Consider the following 14,987-nt stretch of genomic DNA (forward strand, 5'->3'; position numbering starts at 1 on the left):
GAGGAAGAAAGACATGAACGCGGTACCAAAGAAGAAGGGCTTGGGACGTGGCCTCGAAGCGCTGCTCGGCGGCAGTGCCGATATCACCGAAGCGGTGAAGATCGAAGGGGCACCGAACACGCTCGCGCTCGGCAAGCTGCAGGCCGGCAAGTACCAGCCGCGTACGCGGATGGACGAAGGCAGCCTGCAGGAGCTCGCGGCAAGCATTCGCGCGCAGGGCGTGATGCAGCCGATCCTGGTACGGCCTATTTCATCAGACAAATACGAGATCATCGCGGGCGAGCGCCGTTTCCGTGCGGCGCGCCTGGCGGGCCTCGATGAAGTGCCGGTGCTCGTGAAGGACGTATCGGATCAGGCCGCCGCGGCGATGGCGCTGATCGAGAACATCCAGCGCGAGGATCTGAACCCGCTCGAAGAAGCGCACGGCATCCAGCGCCTGCTCGACGAGTTCGGTTTCACGCACGAACAGGCGGCCGAATCGGTCGGCCGTTCGCGCAGCGCGGTGTCGAACCTGCTGCGCCTGCTGAACCTGGCTTCGCCGGTGCAGACGATGCTGCTGGCCGGTGATCTCGACATGGGGCATGCGCGCGCGCTGCTCGCCGTCGATGCGGCCACGCAGATCACGCTTGCCCATCAGGTCGTCAACAAGCGCATGTCGGTGCGTGAGACCGAGAAGCTCGTCACGCACACGACGAAGGAAGCGCCGGCGGTGAAGGCGCGCGCGAAGGACGATGGCGGTCGCGATACGCGCCGTCTCGAGGAGGAGTTGTCAGACCTGCTCGCGTCGACGGTGAAGATCAAGCTTGGCCGCCGCGGGCGAGGGCAGGTGACGATCGACTTCGGCAACCTCGACGCACTCGAAGGCATTCTCGTGCGACTGCGCGGCAACGTCGCAACCGAAGAGTAAAGGGCGGCGCATGGCGGAGACGGACGCACCGGCGCCGCGCCGGTGGTTGGGATGGCTTGCGCAGGAGCCCGTGCTATCGGTGCTCGTGGTTGGGCTGATTGTGCTGCAATGGGTGCGTCCGCAACCATTTTCCGTTTTGGCCGATCGCGTCGACTGGCAGACGGTCGCGACGCTCGCGGGCCTGCTGATGCTGACCAAGGCGCTCGAGTTGTCCGGCTGCCTGATGTGGCTCGCACACCGCATCGTGCATCACGTGCACTCCGAGCGCGGGCTCGCGATGCTGCTCGTCGGATTCGCTGCGTTGCTGTCGATGTGGCTCACCAACGACGTCGCGCTGTTCGTCGTCGTGCCGCTGATGGTGTCGCTGCGTGCGCTGACGCCGCTGCCGTTCCGGCGGCTCGTGATCGTCGTCGCGCTGGCCGTCAACGCGGGGTCCGTCGCGACGCCGCTCGGCAATCCCCAGAATCTTTTCCTGTGGCAGTTGAGCGGCGTGTCGTTCGGCCGCTTCGTGGTCACGCTCGGGCCGCTCGCGATCGCGCTGATGGCGCTGCTGCTCGTGCTGACCGCGTGCGCGTTTCGCGCGAAACCGCTCGACCTGTCCGGCGACGTCGTCGCCATTCCCGTACAACGCCTGCACGCGCTGATCGCGGCGGTGCTGTTCGCGGCCTTCGTGCTGCTCGCCGATGCGCACCATCCGCTGCCGGGCCTGCTTGCCGTCGCGATCGTGCTGCTCGTCGTCAAACGTGACGCAGTCCTGAAGATCGACTGGCTGCTGCTGCTGATCTTCGTGCTGATGTTCGTCGTGCTGCGCAGTGCGGCTGCGCTGCCCGTCATTCATGACGCGATTGCGCATGCGAATCTCGATTCACCGCTGCGCATCTTTGCGGCCGGCGCCGTGCTGTCGCAGGGCATCAGCAACGTGCCGGCCGCGATCCTGCTGTCGGAGTTCACGCATGACTGGCGCGCGCTCGCGTTCGGCGTATCGGTCGGCGGCTTCGGTTTCGCGATCGGCTCGCTGGCGAACCTGATCGCGGTGCGTCTCGCGAAGGAGCCGCGCATGTGGTTGCCGTTCCACCTGGTCTCGATTCCGTTCGCGCTCGTGAGCGCGGCACTCGGCGCGTGGCTGCTCGTTCACGGTTGAACGACGTGATGCGTGTGGCACAGACGTGCCATTCGGATGGTGGGGGCGCACAGCATTCGCGCTGGTGCGGGCTGTTGATAAGTGCCGCAATCCACAGTCGATCGACTGTGGTGGCATGACAACTGATTGGATAATTCGCCGCGTCAGCGTCAGTCCGGATTTCGTGCATCGGACGTGGCCGGGTGATCGCAGTGTTTCGGCTGTTCGGGGCTTCGTGCCGAGCCTGAGGTCGGAGCCGCGTCACGGCGCGGGTTCTGGGTGGTGATCGTGCCGCCTCGACGGCGCCCGCGCCGGGCGTCGTTTCCTCGCCATTCCGTCGTCGCCGGATTTTTTCGGGCAAGAAATACCGGTGCAAAAAAGCGACCTTACAACTGTCATCGTACGTCGTCGAATCGCCCGGTTTTTCACATGATGAGGCGTCGTTTTACGCAGGTTTTTGTCGCGTCTAGAGCCTTGAATCACTTGCAACTATCGCTTACAATCGCCCGGATTTGTTAGCTAGGCACCCCTGAAAGCTTTCAGAAAGCTTGGGGCCGGGTTCAAGGATTTTGCGGAAGATTGCGATGGCGGGTCAGGCGCCGGACGACAGGCACGATGATCAGCGCACGCAACGCACCGCTTCAGCGGCCGGCGAGCGGCGCGAATTCGACGATGACTGGGATGCCGAGCAACAAGATAACAACATCGTTCCGCTCACGCGGGCAGACGCCGAAAAGCTGTTCGGCCCGAACGTGAGCAAGCCCTCGCGCGTGACCCCCTATAAGGTGGTGCTCGCGCAAGTGGTTCTGTCCCTGGTTGCAACGCTGGCGTGGTGGCTGTTTTCAAAGTCGCCGGGCGCCGCTGCGCAATCCGCGTTTCTGGGCGGAGCGATCGGCTGGGTGCCCAGTGCGGTATTCGTGGCACGACTGAAGGCAGGTGGCTCGGCCACCGTGATGAGCTGGGTGATGGGCGAAGCCCTGAAGCTCGCTCTGACGATCGGGATGTTCACTGCAGTGGCGTTCGGCTGGTCCGGCGTGCACTGGGTGCCGTTCCTCGTCACGTACCTCGTCGTGCTGAAGACGTACTGGATCGCGCTGGCCTGGCGGTAAGGAACAAGCAGCGTGCGGTTTCGACAACGAACCGCACCAGCCCGTTCCCGCAATAGCGTGTTGCGGAACAGGCAAAACGATTTTCGACAATTTGGGTGGCATTAACGATATGGCAGCTAGCGAAGGCACGCGCGGTCCGGATCCGTCCGAGTACATTGCGCACCACTTGCAGAATTTCTCCACCTCGCATCAGACGTCGATTTTCGACATCCACGTCTGGAATCTCGACACGCTGTTCTGGTCGATCGTTTGCGGCATCGTGACGATCATCGTGCTGCGTCTGGCCGCCCGCAAGGCGACGTCGGGCGTGCCGGGCCGTTTCCAGTGCGCGATCGAGATGCTCGTCGAGATGGTCGAAGACCAATCGAAGGCCATCGTTCACGGCAATCGTGCCTTCATCGCCCCGCTCGCACTCACGGTGTTCGTGTGGGTCGCGCTGATGAACTCCCTCGACTTCCTCCCGGTCGACCTGCCGGGCCGCGTGATCGGCCTGCTCGGTCTGTCGGACGTGATTTCCCACCATCGCATCGTCCCGACGGCCGACCTGAACGGCACGCTCGGCATCGCGCTCGGCGTGTTCGTCCTGATGATCTACTACAGCATCAAGATCAAGGGCGCGGGCGGCTTTGTGCATGAGCTGCTGTCGGCACCGTTTGGCGCCCACCCGCTGCTGTGGATCCCGAACCTCGCGCTCAACATCGTCGAATATCTCGCGAAGACCGTCTCCCTCGGTATGCGGCTGTTCGGCAACATGTACGCGGGTGAGCTGTTGTTCCTGTTGATCGCCCTGCTCGGCAGCATGTGGAGCTTCGGTGGCGACGCAACGTTCCTCGGCTTCGTTGGTCATGTGATCGCGGGTAGCGTCTGGGCAATCTTCCACATCCTGATTGTTCTGTTGCAGGCATTCATTTTCATGATGCTGACGCTGGTGTATCTCGGCCAGGCGCACGACAAGCACTAAGCGCGGCGTGCAACAAAGAGTTTCCGTTTTAGTTTTTTAAATCTCAGTTCCAAGTCTTTTCACAAAGGAGTGATCATGCAAGCTTACATCGCCAACATCCAGGGTCTGACCGCCATCGGTATCGGCATCATCATCGGCCTGGGTGCAATCGGCGCCTGTATCGGTATCGCGCTGATGGGTGGTAAGTACATCGAAGCCTGCGCACGTCAGCCGGAACTCATCAACCCGCTGCAAACGAAGATGTTCCTGCTGGCTGGTCTGATCGACGCGGCATTCCTGATCGGCGTGGGTGTTGCAATGCTGTTCGCGTTCGCGAACCCGCTCCTGTCGAAGCTCGCAGGCTAAGGTTCCTCGGAAATATGCGTCCGGCGCAAGCCGGCGCAGGGCGGAACGGAGACTTGGGGCGCTGATCGAATGCAACTCGATGAGCGCCTTACCGTTTCATTTTTCCGGAATAGCAGATAAGGAAACACCGTGAATCTCAACGCAACTCTGTTTGCGCAAATGGTCGTGTTCCTGGTCCTCGCGTGGTTCACGATGAAATTCGTGTGGCCGCCGTTGATCAACGCCCTCGACGAACGTTCGAAGAAGATCGCCGACGGCCTCGCCGCCGCCGAGAAGGGCAAGGCAGAACTCGACGCAGCGCACAAGCGCGTGGACCAGGAACTCGCGCAGGCCCGCAATGACGGCCAGCAGCGCATCGCCGACGCTGAAAAGCGTGCCCAGGCGGTCGCCGAGGAAATCAAGGCCAACGCCCAGGCTGAAGCCGCCCGCATCATCGCCCAGGCGAAGGCGGAAGCAGAACAGCAAATCGTGAAGGCGCGCGAAGCGCTGCGTGGTGAAGTCGCCACGCTGGCCGTGAAGGGCGCCGAGCAGATCCTGAAGCGCGAAGTCGATCAAACGGCCCACGCCCAACTGCTGAATCAACTGAAAGCCGAGCTCTGATCATGGCCGAACTTGCAACCATCGCCCGCCCTTACGCAGAAGCGCTGTTCCGCGTGGCCGAGGGCGGTGACATCGCCGCCTGGTCCACGCTCGTGCAAGAGCTGGCCCAGGTTGCGCGTCTGCCGGAAGTCCTGTCGGTCGCGTCGAGCCCGAAGGTGACGCGCACGCAAGTAGCCGAGTTGCTGCTTGCTGCGGTGAAGTCGCCGCTCGGAGCTGGCGCCGAAGCGAAGAACTTCGTGCAGATGCTGGTCGACAATCATCGCATCGCGCTGCTGCCGGAAATCGCCGAGCAGTTCGAGGCGCTCAAGAACGAACGTGAAGGTGCAGCCGACGCCGAGATCGTGAGCGCGTTCCCGCTGAACGGCGCGGATCTCGAGAGTCTCGTCTCGGGCCTCGAACGCAAGTTCAAGCGCAAGCTGAAACCGACGGTCGCAGTCGATTCGTCGCTGATTGGCGGCGTGCGCGTGACGGTCGGCGACGAAGTGCTCGACACCTCGGTTCGCGCGCGCCTCGCATCGATGCAGGCTGCGTTGACCGCCTGAGCGCCACGCCGGCACGCAACAGAATTGACTATCAGGAGCGAATAATGCAACTCAATCCCTCTGAGATCAGCGAGCTGATCAAGAGCCGGATCCAGGGCCTTGAAGCGAGCGCAGACGTTCGCAACCAGGGCACCGTGATCTCCGTGACCGACGGTATCGTGCGTATCCACGGCCTGTCGGACGTGATGCAGGGCGAAATGCTCGAGTTTCCGGGCAACACGTTCGGCCTCGCGCTGAACCTCGAGCGCGACTCGGTCGGCGCGGTGATTCTCGGCGAATACGAACACATCTCGGAAGGCGACATCGTCAAGACGACGGGCCGCATTCTCGAAGTCCCGGTTGGTCCGGAACTCGTCGGCCGCGTGGTCGATGCGCTCGGCAACCCGATCGACGGCAAGGGCCCGGTCAACGCCAAGCTGACCGACGCGATCGAAAAGATCGCCCCGGGCGTGATCTGGCGTAAGTCGGTGTCGCAGCCGGTGCAGACGGGCATCAAGTCGATCGACGCAATGGTGCCGATCGGCCGTGGCCAGCGTGAGCTGATCATCGGCGACCGTCAGTGCGGCAAGACCGCGGTGGCGCTCGACGCGATCATCAACCAGAAGGGCAAGGACCTGATCTGTATCTACGTCGCGATCGGCCAGAAGGCTTCGTCGATCATGAACGTGGTTCGCAAGCTCGAAGAAACGGGCGCGATGGAATACACGATCGTCGTCGCCGCTTCGGCTTCGGATTCGGCAGCGATGCAGTACCTCGCACCGTACGCCGGCTGCACGATGGGCGAATACTTCCGCGACCGCGGCCAGGACGCGCTGATCATCTATGACGACTTGACCAAGCAAGCTTGGGCATACCGTCAGATCTCGCTGCTGCTGCGCCGCCCGCCGGGCCGTGAAGCGTACCCGGGCGACGTGTTCTATCTCCACTCGCGTCTGCTCGAGCGTGCAGCTCGCGTGTCGGAAGAGTACGTCGAGAAGTTCACGAACGGCGAAGTGAAGGGCAAGAGCGGCTCGCTGACGGCACTGCCGGTCATCGAAACGCAGGCTGGCGACGTGACCGCGTTCGTTCCGACGAACGTGATCTCGATTACCGACGGCCAGATCTTCCTGGAAACCGACCTGTTCAACGCAGGCATCCGCCCGGCAATCAATGCCGGCGTGTCGGTGTCGCGAGTCGGTGGCGCCGCGCAGACGAAGGTCGTGAAGAAGCTGTCGGGCGGTATCCGTACCGACCTCGCACAGTATCGTGAACTGGCGGCATTCGCCCAGTTCGCATCGGACCTCGACGAAGCGACCCGCAAGCAGCTCGAGCGCGGCCGCCGCGTGACGGAACTGCTGAAGCAGCCGCAGTACCAGCCGCTGCAGGTGTGGGAGCTGGCCGTGTCGCTGTACGCCGCCAACAACGGCTACCTCGACGACCTCGACGTCAAGCAAGTGCTGTCGTTCGAGAAGGGCCTGCGCGAAAACCTGAAGACCAGCCACGCTGACCTCATCAAGCGCATCGAAGACACCAAGGATCTCTCGAAGGACGACGAAGGCGCACTGCGCTCGGCGATCGAATCCTTCAAGAAGTCCGGTGCCTATTGATCCGCGAGTGACACACTGAGGCCGCGCGGGTGCTGATGCGCCCGCGCCGCTTCGGTCAAGGAGCAAGCTATGGCTGGAATGAAGGAAATTCGCGGCAAGATCAAGAGCGTGCAGAACACGCGCAAGATCACGAAGGCGATGGAAATGGTGGCCGCATCGAAGATGCGCCGCGCGCAGGAACGCATGCGCGCCGCTCGTCCGTATGCGGACAAGGTCCGTGCCATCGCCGCGCACATGAGCCGCGCGAACCCGGAGTACCGCCACCCGTTCATGGTGGCGAACGAAGATGCGAAGACGGCCGGCATCATCCTCGTCACGACGGACAAGGGGCTGTGCGGTGGTCTGAACACCAACGTGCTGCGTGCGACGGTGCAGAAGTTCAAGGAGCTGGAAGAGAAGGGCCAGAAGGTCGAAGCCACCGCGATCGGTAGCAAGGGCCTCGGGTTCCTGAACCGCTTCGGCGCGAAGGTGATGTCGCAGGTCGTGCACCTCGGCGACACCCCGCATCTGGACAAGCTGATCGGCGCCGTGAAGACGCAGCTCGACCTGTACTCGGAAGGCAAGCTGTCGGCGGTTTATATCGCTTACACGCGCTTCGTCAACACGATGAAGCAGGAAGCCGTGATCGAGCAGCTGCTGCCGCTGTCGTCGGAACACTTCGAAGCCGACGATGGTACGCCGGCCACGTCGTGGGACTACATCTACGAGCCGGACGCGCAGGCAGTCGTCGACGAACTGCTCGTGCGTTACGTCGAGGCGCTGGTGTACCAGGCCGTCGCGGAAAACATGGCGTCCGAGCAATCGGCGCGCATGGTCGCGATGAAGGCCGCGTCCGACAACGCGAAGACGGTGATCAGCGAACTGCAGCTCGTATACAACAAGAGCCGTCAGGCCGCGATCACGAAAGAACTGTCGGAGATCGTCGGCGGCGCAGCCGCTGTTTAAGCGCGCGCCCGGGACGACAACTGCGCCTTTGCGCGAGTAAAGAATCAGGTATTTAAAGGAAAAGCGATGAGTACTGCTGCTTTGGTAGAAGGCAAGATCGTACAGTGCATCGGCGCCGTTATCGACGTGGAATTCCCGCGCGACAGCATGCCGAAGATCTACGACGCGCTCATTCTCGATGGCTCGGAACTGACGCTCGAAGTCCAGCAGCAGCTGGGCGACGGCGTTGTCCGTACCATCTGTCTGGGTGCATCCGACGGCCTGCGCCGCGGCCTGACCGTGAAGAACACGGCAAAGCCGATCTCGGTGCCGGTCGGCAAGCCGACCCTCGGCCGAATCATGGACGTGCTTGGCCGTCCGATCGACGAAGCTGGCCCGATCGAAAGCGAAACGACGCGTTCGATCCACCAGAAGGCGCCGGCGTTCGACGAACTGTCGCCGTCGACCGAACTGCTCGAAACGGGTATCAAGGTCATCGACCTGATCTGCCCGTTCGCAAAGGGCGGCAAGGTTGGCCTGTTCGGCGGTGCTGGCGTGGGCAAGACCGTCAACATGATGGAGCTCATCAACAACATCGCGAAGGAACACGGCGGTTACTCCGTGTTCGCGGGCGTGGGCGAGCGTACCCGTGAAGGGAACGACTTCTACCACGAAATGAAGGACTCGAACGTTCTCGACAAGGTCGCGCTGGTGTACGGCCAGATGAACGAGCCGCCGGGCAACCGTCTGCGCGTCGCGCTGACCGGCCTGACGATGGCCGAGCACTTCCGTGACGAAGGCCTCGACGTGCTGTTCTTCGTCGACAACATCTACCGTTTCACGCTGGCCGGTACCGAAGTGTCGGCACTGCTCGGCCGTATGCCGTCGGCAGTGGGCTATCAGCCGACGCTGGCTGAAGAAATGGGCAAGCTGCAAGAGCGCATCACGTCGACCAAGAAGGGCTCGATTACGTCGGTCCAGGCCGTGTACGTCCCTGCGGATGACTTGACCGACCCGTCGCCGGCTACGACCTTCGGCCACCTGGACGCAACCGTCGTTCTGTCGCGTGACATCGCTTCGCTGGGTATCTACCCGGCGGTCGACCCGCTCGACTCGACGTCGCGCCAGATCGACCCGAACGTGATCGGTGAAGAGCACTACTCGATCACCCGTCGCGTTCAGCAGACGCTGCAGCGCTACAAGGAACTGCGCGACATCATCGCGATTCTGGGCATGGACGAACTGTCGCCGGAAGACAAGCTGTCGGTCGCGCGCGCGCGTAAGATCCAGCGTTTCCTGTCGCAGCCGTTCCACGTTGCTGAAGTGTTCACGGGCTCGCCGGGCAAGTACGTGCCGCTGAAGGAAACGATCCGCGGCTTCAAGATGATCGTCGACGGCGAGTGCGACCACCTGCCGGAACAGGCGTTCTACATGGTCGGCACGATCGACGAAGCCTTCGAAAAGGCCAAGAAGATCTCGTAAGGGTCGGGTGTAACGCAGCGGGTGCCGTTGGCCGTTGATTCTCCTATAGCGCTGGCGATAGGAGACACGGCACCCACGCACTATGCTCAATCCGCCGTGCATGGGATCGAAGTGGGCGTTTTAGCGCCCGCTCCGATCGACAGGAGTCGATATGGCAACCATCAAAGTAGACGTCGTCAGCGCGGAAGAGCAGATCTTCTCGGGCGAGGCGAAATTCGTCGCGCTGCCGGGCGAAACGGGTGAGCTGGGCATTCTGCCGGGCCACACGCCGCTGATCACGCGGATTCGTCCGGGTGCGGTGCGCATCGAAGTCGAGGGCGGCAACGACGAATTCGTGTTCGTCGCGGGCGGCATTCTCGAAGTGCAGCCGGGCGCCGTGACGGTGCTCGCCGATACCGCGATCCGCGGCAAGGACCTCGACGCGGCGAAAGCCGAGGAAGCACGCAAGCGTGCCGAGGAAACGCTGCAGAACGCGAAGTCGGATCTCGACCTCGCGAAGGCGCAATCCGAGCTCGCGACCGCGATGGCGCAGCTCGAGGCGATCCAGCGTCTGGCGAAGATTCGCAGCCGGCACTGAGCCGCGCCGCGTATCCCGCGAAAGAAAGCAGCCTTCGGGCTGCTTTTTTTTTCGTCCGTCGGGTTCGTCTGATTTTTGCGGGCCGGATCGTTCCGTCCGGTCGTGCTATTTCATCCGTTCGCCGTGATTTGATGTCAGAGTGTCGTCAGCCACGCGCGTCATCATCCGCGTGGAGGCCGTTCGTCGCGAGTGCGCGGCGGAGGCGGGCGCCGAAGGCGCGCGCAGGCCGACCAGACAAAAAGGACGGAGACATTCATGGCAGCAGACCTTGGCGTAGGCGCGCTGATCGCGCCCGAAAACGGCTTGTCGTATGTGCGCGGCACGACCGACGTGCCGCTCTCCGAAGCGACGATCGGCCGGTTCCTGCTCGACACGGCCGGGCGCTTTCCCGATCGTCCGGCCGTCGTGTTCCGCGAGCAGCAGGTGCGCTGGACCTGGCGTGAGTTCGCGAACGAGGTCGACGTGCTGGCCGCGGGCCTGGCCTCGCTCGGCATCGTGAAGGGCGATCGCGTCGGCATCTGGTCGCCGAACCGCAGCGAATGGCTGCTCACGCAGTTCGCGACCGCGCGGATCGGCGCGGTGCTCGTCAACATCAATCCGGCCTACCGGCTGTCGGAGCTCGAATACGCGCTGAACAAGGTCGGCTGCAAGGCCGTGATCGCTGCCGAGCGCTTCAAGACGTCCGCGTACGTCGAGATGCTGCAGACCATCGCGCCGGAGCTCGCGACCGCGACGCCGGGCGATCTCCATGCAGCGCGCGTGCCGAGCCTGCGCACGGTCGTGTCGATGGGCGACGTCGCGCCGGCCGGCATGTTCCGCTTCGCGGACCTGATGGCGCGCGGCCGCCGGGCTGTCGATCCCGCATTGCTCGATGCGATCGGCGCGACGCTCTCGGCCAACGAGCCGATCAACATCCAGTTCACGAGCGGCACGACGGGCAGCCCGAAGGGCGCGACGCTCACGCACCGCAACGTCGTCAACAACGGGCGCTCGATCGCGACAGCGATGCGTTTCACCGAGCAGGACACGCTGTGCATCCCGGTGCCGCTGTATCACTGCTTCGGGATGGTGCTCGCGGTGCTCGCGTGCGTGTCGAAGGGCGCGGCGATGGTGTTCCCCGGTGAAGCGTTCGACCCGGTCGCGACGCTCGCGGCGGTGGCCGAAGAACGTTGCACCGCGCTGCACGGCGTGCCGACGATGTTCATCGCCGAGCTCGATCACCCCGAGTTCGCGAAATTCGACCTGTCGACGCTGCGCACCGGGATCATGGCCGGCTCGCCGTGCCCGATCGAGACGATGAAGCGCGTCGTGTCGCAGATGCACCTGTCGGAGATCACGATCGCGTACGGGATGACGGAAACGAGCCCCGTGTCGTTCCAGAGCTCGACCGACGATCCGCTCGAGAAGCGCACGACGACGGTCGGGCGCATCCAGCCGCACCTGGAAGTGAAAATCGTCGATCCGGGCGGCGCGATCGTGCCGCTCGGCACGACGGGCGAGCTGTGCACGAAGGGCTATTCGGTGATGCTCGGCTACTGGGACGACGACGCGAAGACACGCGAGGTGCTGGTGGACGGCTGGATGCATACGGGCGACCTCGCGACGCTCGATGCGGACGGCTACTGCAACATCGTCGGCCGGCTGAAGGACATGGTGATTCGCGGCGGCGAGAACGTCTATCCGCGCGAGATCGAGGAATTCCTGTTTCGGCATCCGAAGATTCAGAGCGCGCAGGTATTCGGCGTGCCCGATGCGAAGTACGGCGAGGAGCTGTGCGCGTGGATCGTGCTGCGCGCGGACGAGCAGATGACGGAGGACGACGTGCGTGCGTTCTGCAACGGGCAGATCGCGCACTACAAGATCCCGCGCTACATTCGCTTCGTCGACGAGCTGCCGATGACAGTGACGGGCAAGGTGCAGAAGTTCGTGATGCGCGACCGGATGATCGAGGAGTTGAAGCTCGACGTGCAGAAGACCGCGTAGCGCGGCATGAAGGCGGGAAAACGCGGCAGCCTGCGGGCCGTTGCGTTTTCGATGGACGAAAAAAAGCGGGCTTATTAGCCCGCTAAAAACCACACGCTACGGGGTTAGCGCGAGGAGACCAAAGATGAAACCGAATCCGGCGGGGGGCCGGAAACGACTCCAACAGGGATGCCCCTCGGAAGGGCTTCGGTACGTGACCGACTGGCTCGCAGCGCTTCGCGTCCGCTCACACTTGGCACACGAGACCGCATCCGTGTTGAAACCGTTGAGGCCATTGTGGGCGAATTAATGACCCGTCGCGGTAACAAAGTGTTTCAGGTTGTAACGCCCGCCAGATAAGGCTTTCCGGGATTTTTTGCTGTTTTTGAGGGCCTGAAAAAGGTCATTTTTACCCATATTTTCCGCAGCGTTTTCAGCGCATGCGCACGATGCGTTTTTCACGCGTATCAGGCTCGACGAATTGCCGATTTGCACGCGAGAAAATGCGCCGTCCGGCCGATACCGCGCATGACGATTCATTCGTCAGAAAGATTTTGAAACGTGATTGGCAGGCGCGGAAGTCGGCCGTTCGGCCAATTCGGTGGCACCGGGCCGATTTACCGGGCGTCGGCACACCGCAGCGAAGTGTAACGGCGGTGATGAGGCCACCGCCGCGCAGCGATTTTTGCGGGCGTCGGAGGCGGGGTCGGTGCCCGCTATCTGCCGCCACGCACGAGCCTGCTTACTTCAACCATTTATCCGAAATCGCCTGATATTCGCCGGTCGACAGCGCGAGATGCAGCCACTGGTCGACGTACTGCTGGAACGCGACGTCGCCGCGCGGCACCATGTACGCCTTCTCGCCGAACTGGAACGGCTTGTCCGGGTGCACCGAGCACAGGCCCGGATTCAGCTTTTGCTGCAGCAGCGTCTCGGATGCATCCGTCACCATCACGTCCGCCTTGCCGGCGAGGATCTGCTTGAAGATCGTTACGTTGTCCGGATAGACGGTGAGGTTCGCGTGCGTGAAATACTGCTTCGCGAAACGCTCGTTGGTGCCGCCCGGGTTCACGATCACGCGCGTTTCCGGCCGGTCGATCTGCGTGACGCTCTGGTATTTGTCGGCGTCCGCGCAGCGCACGATCGGCGTCTTGCCGTCGACGACGTACGGCTGCGTGAAGAACACGCGCTTCTGGCGCTCGAGCGTCGTCGACACGCCGCCCACCGCGATGTCGCATTTCGCGACGAAATCGCCGGTCAGGTTCGGCCAGCTCGTCTTCACGTAGTCGGCCTTCACGCCGAGCGACTTCGCGAGCGATTCGGCCATGTCGATGTCGATGCCCTCGAAGCGGCCGTCCGCGCGGTAGTACGAATACGGCTTGTAGTCGCCCGTCGTGCACACGCGCAGCGTGCCGCGCGCGAGCACGTCGTCGAGCCGCGAGCCGGCGCCCGATGCGGCGGCAGCGGCGAGCGTGGCGGTCTGCGCGTGCGCGGCGGTGCAGCAAAGCAGTGCGGCCGCGGCGAGCGTGGCGAGTGTCTTCATCGGTCTCCTCCTTCGTTTCGTTCGATATGAGCGTCCGATCATAACGGAGCCATCGCGCGCGTCATATGGCCGCCATCGCGTCGGCATGCGCAGCCTGAGGGCGGCTGTCCGGTAAAATGCCGCTTTGCCCTCGCATCGTCGCTCCTACCGTGGCCCATACCCTGCTCAACGACACCTTCCTGCGTGCGCTTCTGCGCGAGCCGACCGACTACACGCCGATCTGGCTGATGCGCCAGGCGGGCCGCTACCTGCCCGAATACAACGCGACGCGCGCACGCGCCGGCAGCTTCCTCGGTCTCGCGAAGCATCCCGACTACGCGACCGAAGTGACGCTGCAGCCGCTCGAGCGCTTTCCGCTCGACGCCGCGATCCTGTTCTCGGACATCCTGACGATTCCGGACGCGATGGGGCTCGGCCTCGACTTCCAGGTCGGCGAAGGGCCGAAGTTCGCGCATCCGGTGCGTACCGAGGCCGACGTTGCGAAGCTCGCGGTGCCGGACATCGAGGAAACGCTCGGCTACGTGACGGGCGCCGTGCGCGAGATCCGTCGCGCGCTCACCGACGGCCAGGGCCGCCAGCGCGTGCCACTGATCGGTTTTTCGGGCAGCCCGTGGACGCTCGCGTGCTACATGGTCGAAGGCGGCGGGTCGGACGACTTCCGCACGGTGAAGTCGATGGCGTATTCGCGCCCCGACCTGATGCACCGGATCCTCGACGTGAACGCGCAGGCGGTGGCCGCGTACCTGAACGCGCAGATCGAAGCGGGCGCGCAGGCCGTGATGATCTTCGATACGTGGGGCGGGGCGCTGGCGGACGGCGCGTACCAGCGCTTCTCGCTGGACTACATCCGCCGCGTGGTGTCGCAGCTCAAGCGCGAGCACGACGGCGAACGCGTGCCGGTGATCACGTTCACGAAGGGCGGCGGGCTGTGGCTCGAGGAGATCGCGGCGACCGGCGTCGACGCGGTCGGGCTCGACTGGACGGTCAACCTCGGCCAGGCGCGCGAGCGCGTCGCGGGCAAGGTCGCGCTGCAGGGCAACCTCGACCCGACGATCCTGTTTGCGCCGCCGGCCGCGGTGCGCGAGCAGGCGCGCGCGGTGCTCGACAGCTATGGCAACCATCCGGGCCACGTATTCAACCTCGGGCACGGCATTTCGCAATTCACGTCGCCCGATCACGTCGCCGAACTCGTCGACGAAGTGCATCGCCACAGCCGCGCGATCCGTAGCGGAGCCGCCGGCTGAACGCAAGCGCTGTCATGCTGCACTGCGGCGTGACGGCGTTTCGCTATCGGCACTAAACAGGGCGCAACCCCGCACCGGTTGCCGA

14 protein-coding genes are annotated in these 14,987 nt (G+C 63.6%); 13 read left to right on the forward strand and 1 reads right to left on the reverse strand.

Going from position 1 to position 14,987, the window contains the following annotated elements:
- The first annotated feature begins 13 nt into the window (after positions 1 to 13).
- From CFB47_RS00535 to CFB47_RS00590, 12 genes are all read left to right on the forward strand, one after another.
- Complete coding sequence (locus CFB47_RS00535) at positions 14 to 907, forward strand: ParB/RepB/Spo0J family partition protein (protein ID WP_027788713.1); 894 nt, start codon at positions 14 to 16, stop codon at positions 905 to 907.
- A gap of 10 nt (positions 908 to 917) precedes the next feature.
- Entirely contained in the window at positions 918 to 2,048 is a 1,131-nt protein-coding gene (locus CFB47_RS00540; RefSeq protein WP_089455338.1) for an SLC13 family permease, read from the forward strand.
- Positions 2,049 to 2,611: 563 nt separating this feature from the next.
- Positions 2,612 to 3,136 (forward strand): ATP synthase subunit I, encoded by a 525-nt coding sequence (locus CFB47_RS00545; protein WP_089438918.1) that lies wholly within the window; start codon positions 2,612 to 2,614, stop codon positions 3,134 to 3,136.
- Positions 3,137 to 3,245: 109 nt separating this feature from the next.
- On the forward strand, positions 3,246 to 4,097 hold the full coding sequence (gene atpB, locus CFB47_RS00550; RefSeq protein ID WP_089438919.1) for a F0F1 ATP synthase subunit A: 852 nt from the start codon (positions 3,246 to 3,248) through the stop codon (positions 4,095 to 4,097).
- A gap of 75 nt (positions 4,098 to 4,172) precedes the next feature.
- A complete protein-coding gene (gene atpE / locus CFB47_RS00555) occupies positions 4,173 to 4,442 on the forward strand; it encodes a F0F1 ATP synthase subunit C (protein ID WP_006482730.1) in 270 nt (89 codons plus the stop codon).
- A gap of 129 nt (positions 4,443 to 4,571) precedes the next feature.
- A complete protein-coding gene (locus CFB47_RS00560) occupies positions 4,572 to 5,042 on the forward strand; it encodes a F0F1 ATP synthase subunit B (RefSeq protein ID WP_039351436.1) in 471 nt (156 codons plus the stop codon).
- A 2-nt stretch (positions 5,043 to 5,044) separates the two neighbouring features.
- The gene (locus tag CFB47_RS00565) at positions 5,045 to 5,584 is read left to right on the forward strand and encodes a F0F1 ATP synthase subunit delta (protein ID WP_011350524.1); all 540 of its coding nucleotides are present in this window, start codon (positions 5,045 to 5,047) and stop codon (positions 5,582 to 5,584) included.
- Between the two features lie 44 nt (positions 5,585 to 5,628).
- On the forward strand, positions 5,629 to 7,170 hold the full coding sequence (gene atpA / locus CFB47_RS00570) for a F0F1 ATP synthase subunit alpha (RefSeq protein ID WP_021160444.1): 1,542 nt from the start codon (positions 5,629 to 5,631) through the stop codon (positions 7,168 to 7,170).
- Positions 7,171 to 7,239: 69 nt separating this feature from the next.
- Positions 7,240 to 8,115: a F0F1 ATP synthase subunit gamma gene (gene atpG / locus CFB47_RS00575; RefSeq protein ID WP_089438921.1), complete on the forward strand. Its 876-nt coding sequence runs from the start codon at positions 7,240 to 7,242 to the stop codon at positions 8,113 to 8,115.
- Between the two features lie 66 nt (positions 8,116 to 8,181).
- Positions 8,182 to 9,576, forward strand: coding sequence for a F0F1 ATP synthase subunit beta (atpD, locus tag CFB47_RS00580; RefSeq protein ID WP_011350527.1), 1,395 nt, complete (start codon positions 8,182 to 8,184; stop codon positions 9,574 to 9,576).
- Positions 9,577 to 9,727: 151 nt separating this feature from the next.
- On the forward strand, positions 9,728 to 10,153 hold the full coding sequence (locus CFB47_RS00585) for a F0F1 ATP synthase subunit epsilon (protein WP_006477288.1): 426 nt from the start codon (positions 9,728 to 9,730) through the stop codon (positions 10,151 to 10,153).
- 255 nt (positions 10,154 to 10,408) lie between these two features.
- Positions 10,409 to 12,136, forward strand: coding sequence for an AMP-binding protein (locus tag CFB47_RS00590; RefSeq protein WP_089460245.1), 1,728 nt, complete (start codon positions 10,409 to 10,411; stop codon positions 12,134 to 12,136).
- 721 nt (positions 12,137 to 12,857) lie between these two features.
- Here CFB47_RS00590 and CFB47_RS00605 read toward each other — a convergent pair.
- Entirely contained in the window at positions 12,858 to 13,658 is an 801-nt protein-coding gene (locus tag CFB47_RS00605) for a transporter substrate-binding domain-containing protein (RefSeq protein WP_089460247.1), read from the reverse strand.
- Between the two features lie 149 nt (positions 13,659 to 13,807).
- On the opposite strand from CFB47_RS00605, the gene hemE reads away from it, so the two are divergent.
- Positions 13,808 to 14,902, forward strand: coding sequence for a uroporphyrinogen decarboxylase (gene hemE / locus CFB47_RS00610; protein ID WP_278190121.1), 1,095 nt, complete (start codon positions 13,808 to 13,810; stop codon positions 14,900 to 14,902).
- Positions 14,903 to 14,987: the final 85 nt, after the last annotated feature.

Source organism: Burkholderia sp. AU27893 (genome assembly GCF_002223205.1).
In the GTDB taxonomy this organism is placed as follows: Bacteria; Pseudomonadota; Gammaproteobacteria; order Burkholderiales; family Burkholderiaceae; genus Burkholderia.

Excerpts from the sequence above, each read along its gene's own strand:
- CFB47_RS00535 (WP_027788713.1), top strand. The coding sequence starts at position 14 with ATGAACGCGGTACCAAAGAAGAAGGGCTTGGGACGTGGCCTCGAAGCG.
- CFB47_RS00540 (WP_089455338.1), top strand. The coding sequence starts at position 918 with ATGGCGGAGACGGACGCACCGGCGCCGCGCCGGTGGTTGGGATGGCTT.
- CFB47_RS00545 (WP_089438918.1), top strand. The coding sequence starts at position 2,612 with ATGGCGGGTCAGGCGCCGGACGACAGGCACGATGATCAGCGCACGCAA.
- atpB (WP_089438919.1), top strand. The coding sequence starts at position 3,246 with ATGGCAGCTAGCGAAGGCACGCGCGGTCCGGATCCGTCCGAGTACATT.
- atpE (WP_006482730.1), top strand. The coding sequence starts at position 4,173 with ATGCAAGCTTACATCGCCAACATCCAGGGTCTGACCGCCATCGGTATC.
- CFB47_RS00565 (WP_011350524.1), top strand. The coding sequence starts at position 5,045 with ATGGCCGAACTTGCAACCATCGCCCGCCCTTACGCAGAAGCGCTGTTC.
- atpA (WP_021160444.1), top strand. The coding sequence starts at position 5,629 with ATGCAACTCAATCCCTCTGAGATCAGCGAGCTGATCAAGAGCCGGATC.
- atpG (WP_089438921.1), top strand. The coding sequence starts at position 7,240 with ATGGCTGGAATGAAGGAAATTCGCGGCAAGATCAAGAGCGTGCAGAAC.
- atpD (WP_011350527.1), top strand. The coding sequence starts at position 8,182 with ATGAGTACTGCTGCTTTGGTAGAAGGCAAGATCGTACAGTGCATCGGC.
- CFB47_RS00585 (WP_006477288.1), top strand. The coding sequence starts at position 9,728 with ATGGCAACCATCAAAGTAGACGTCGTCAGCGCGGAAGAGCAGATCTTC.
- CFB47_RS00590 (WP_089460245.1), top strand. The coding sequence starts at position 10,409 with ATGGCAGCAGACCTTGGCGTAGGCGCGCTGATCGCGCCCGAAAACGGC.
- CFB47_RS00605 (WP_089460247.1), bottom strand. The coding sequence starts at position 13,658 with ATGAAGACACTCGCCACGCTCGCCGCGGCCGCACTGCTTTGCTGCACC.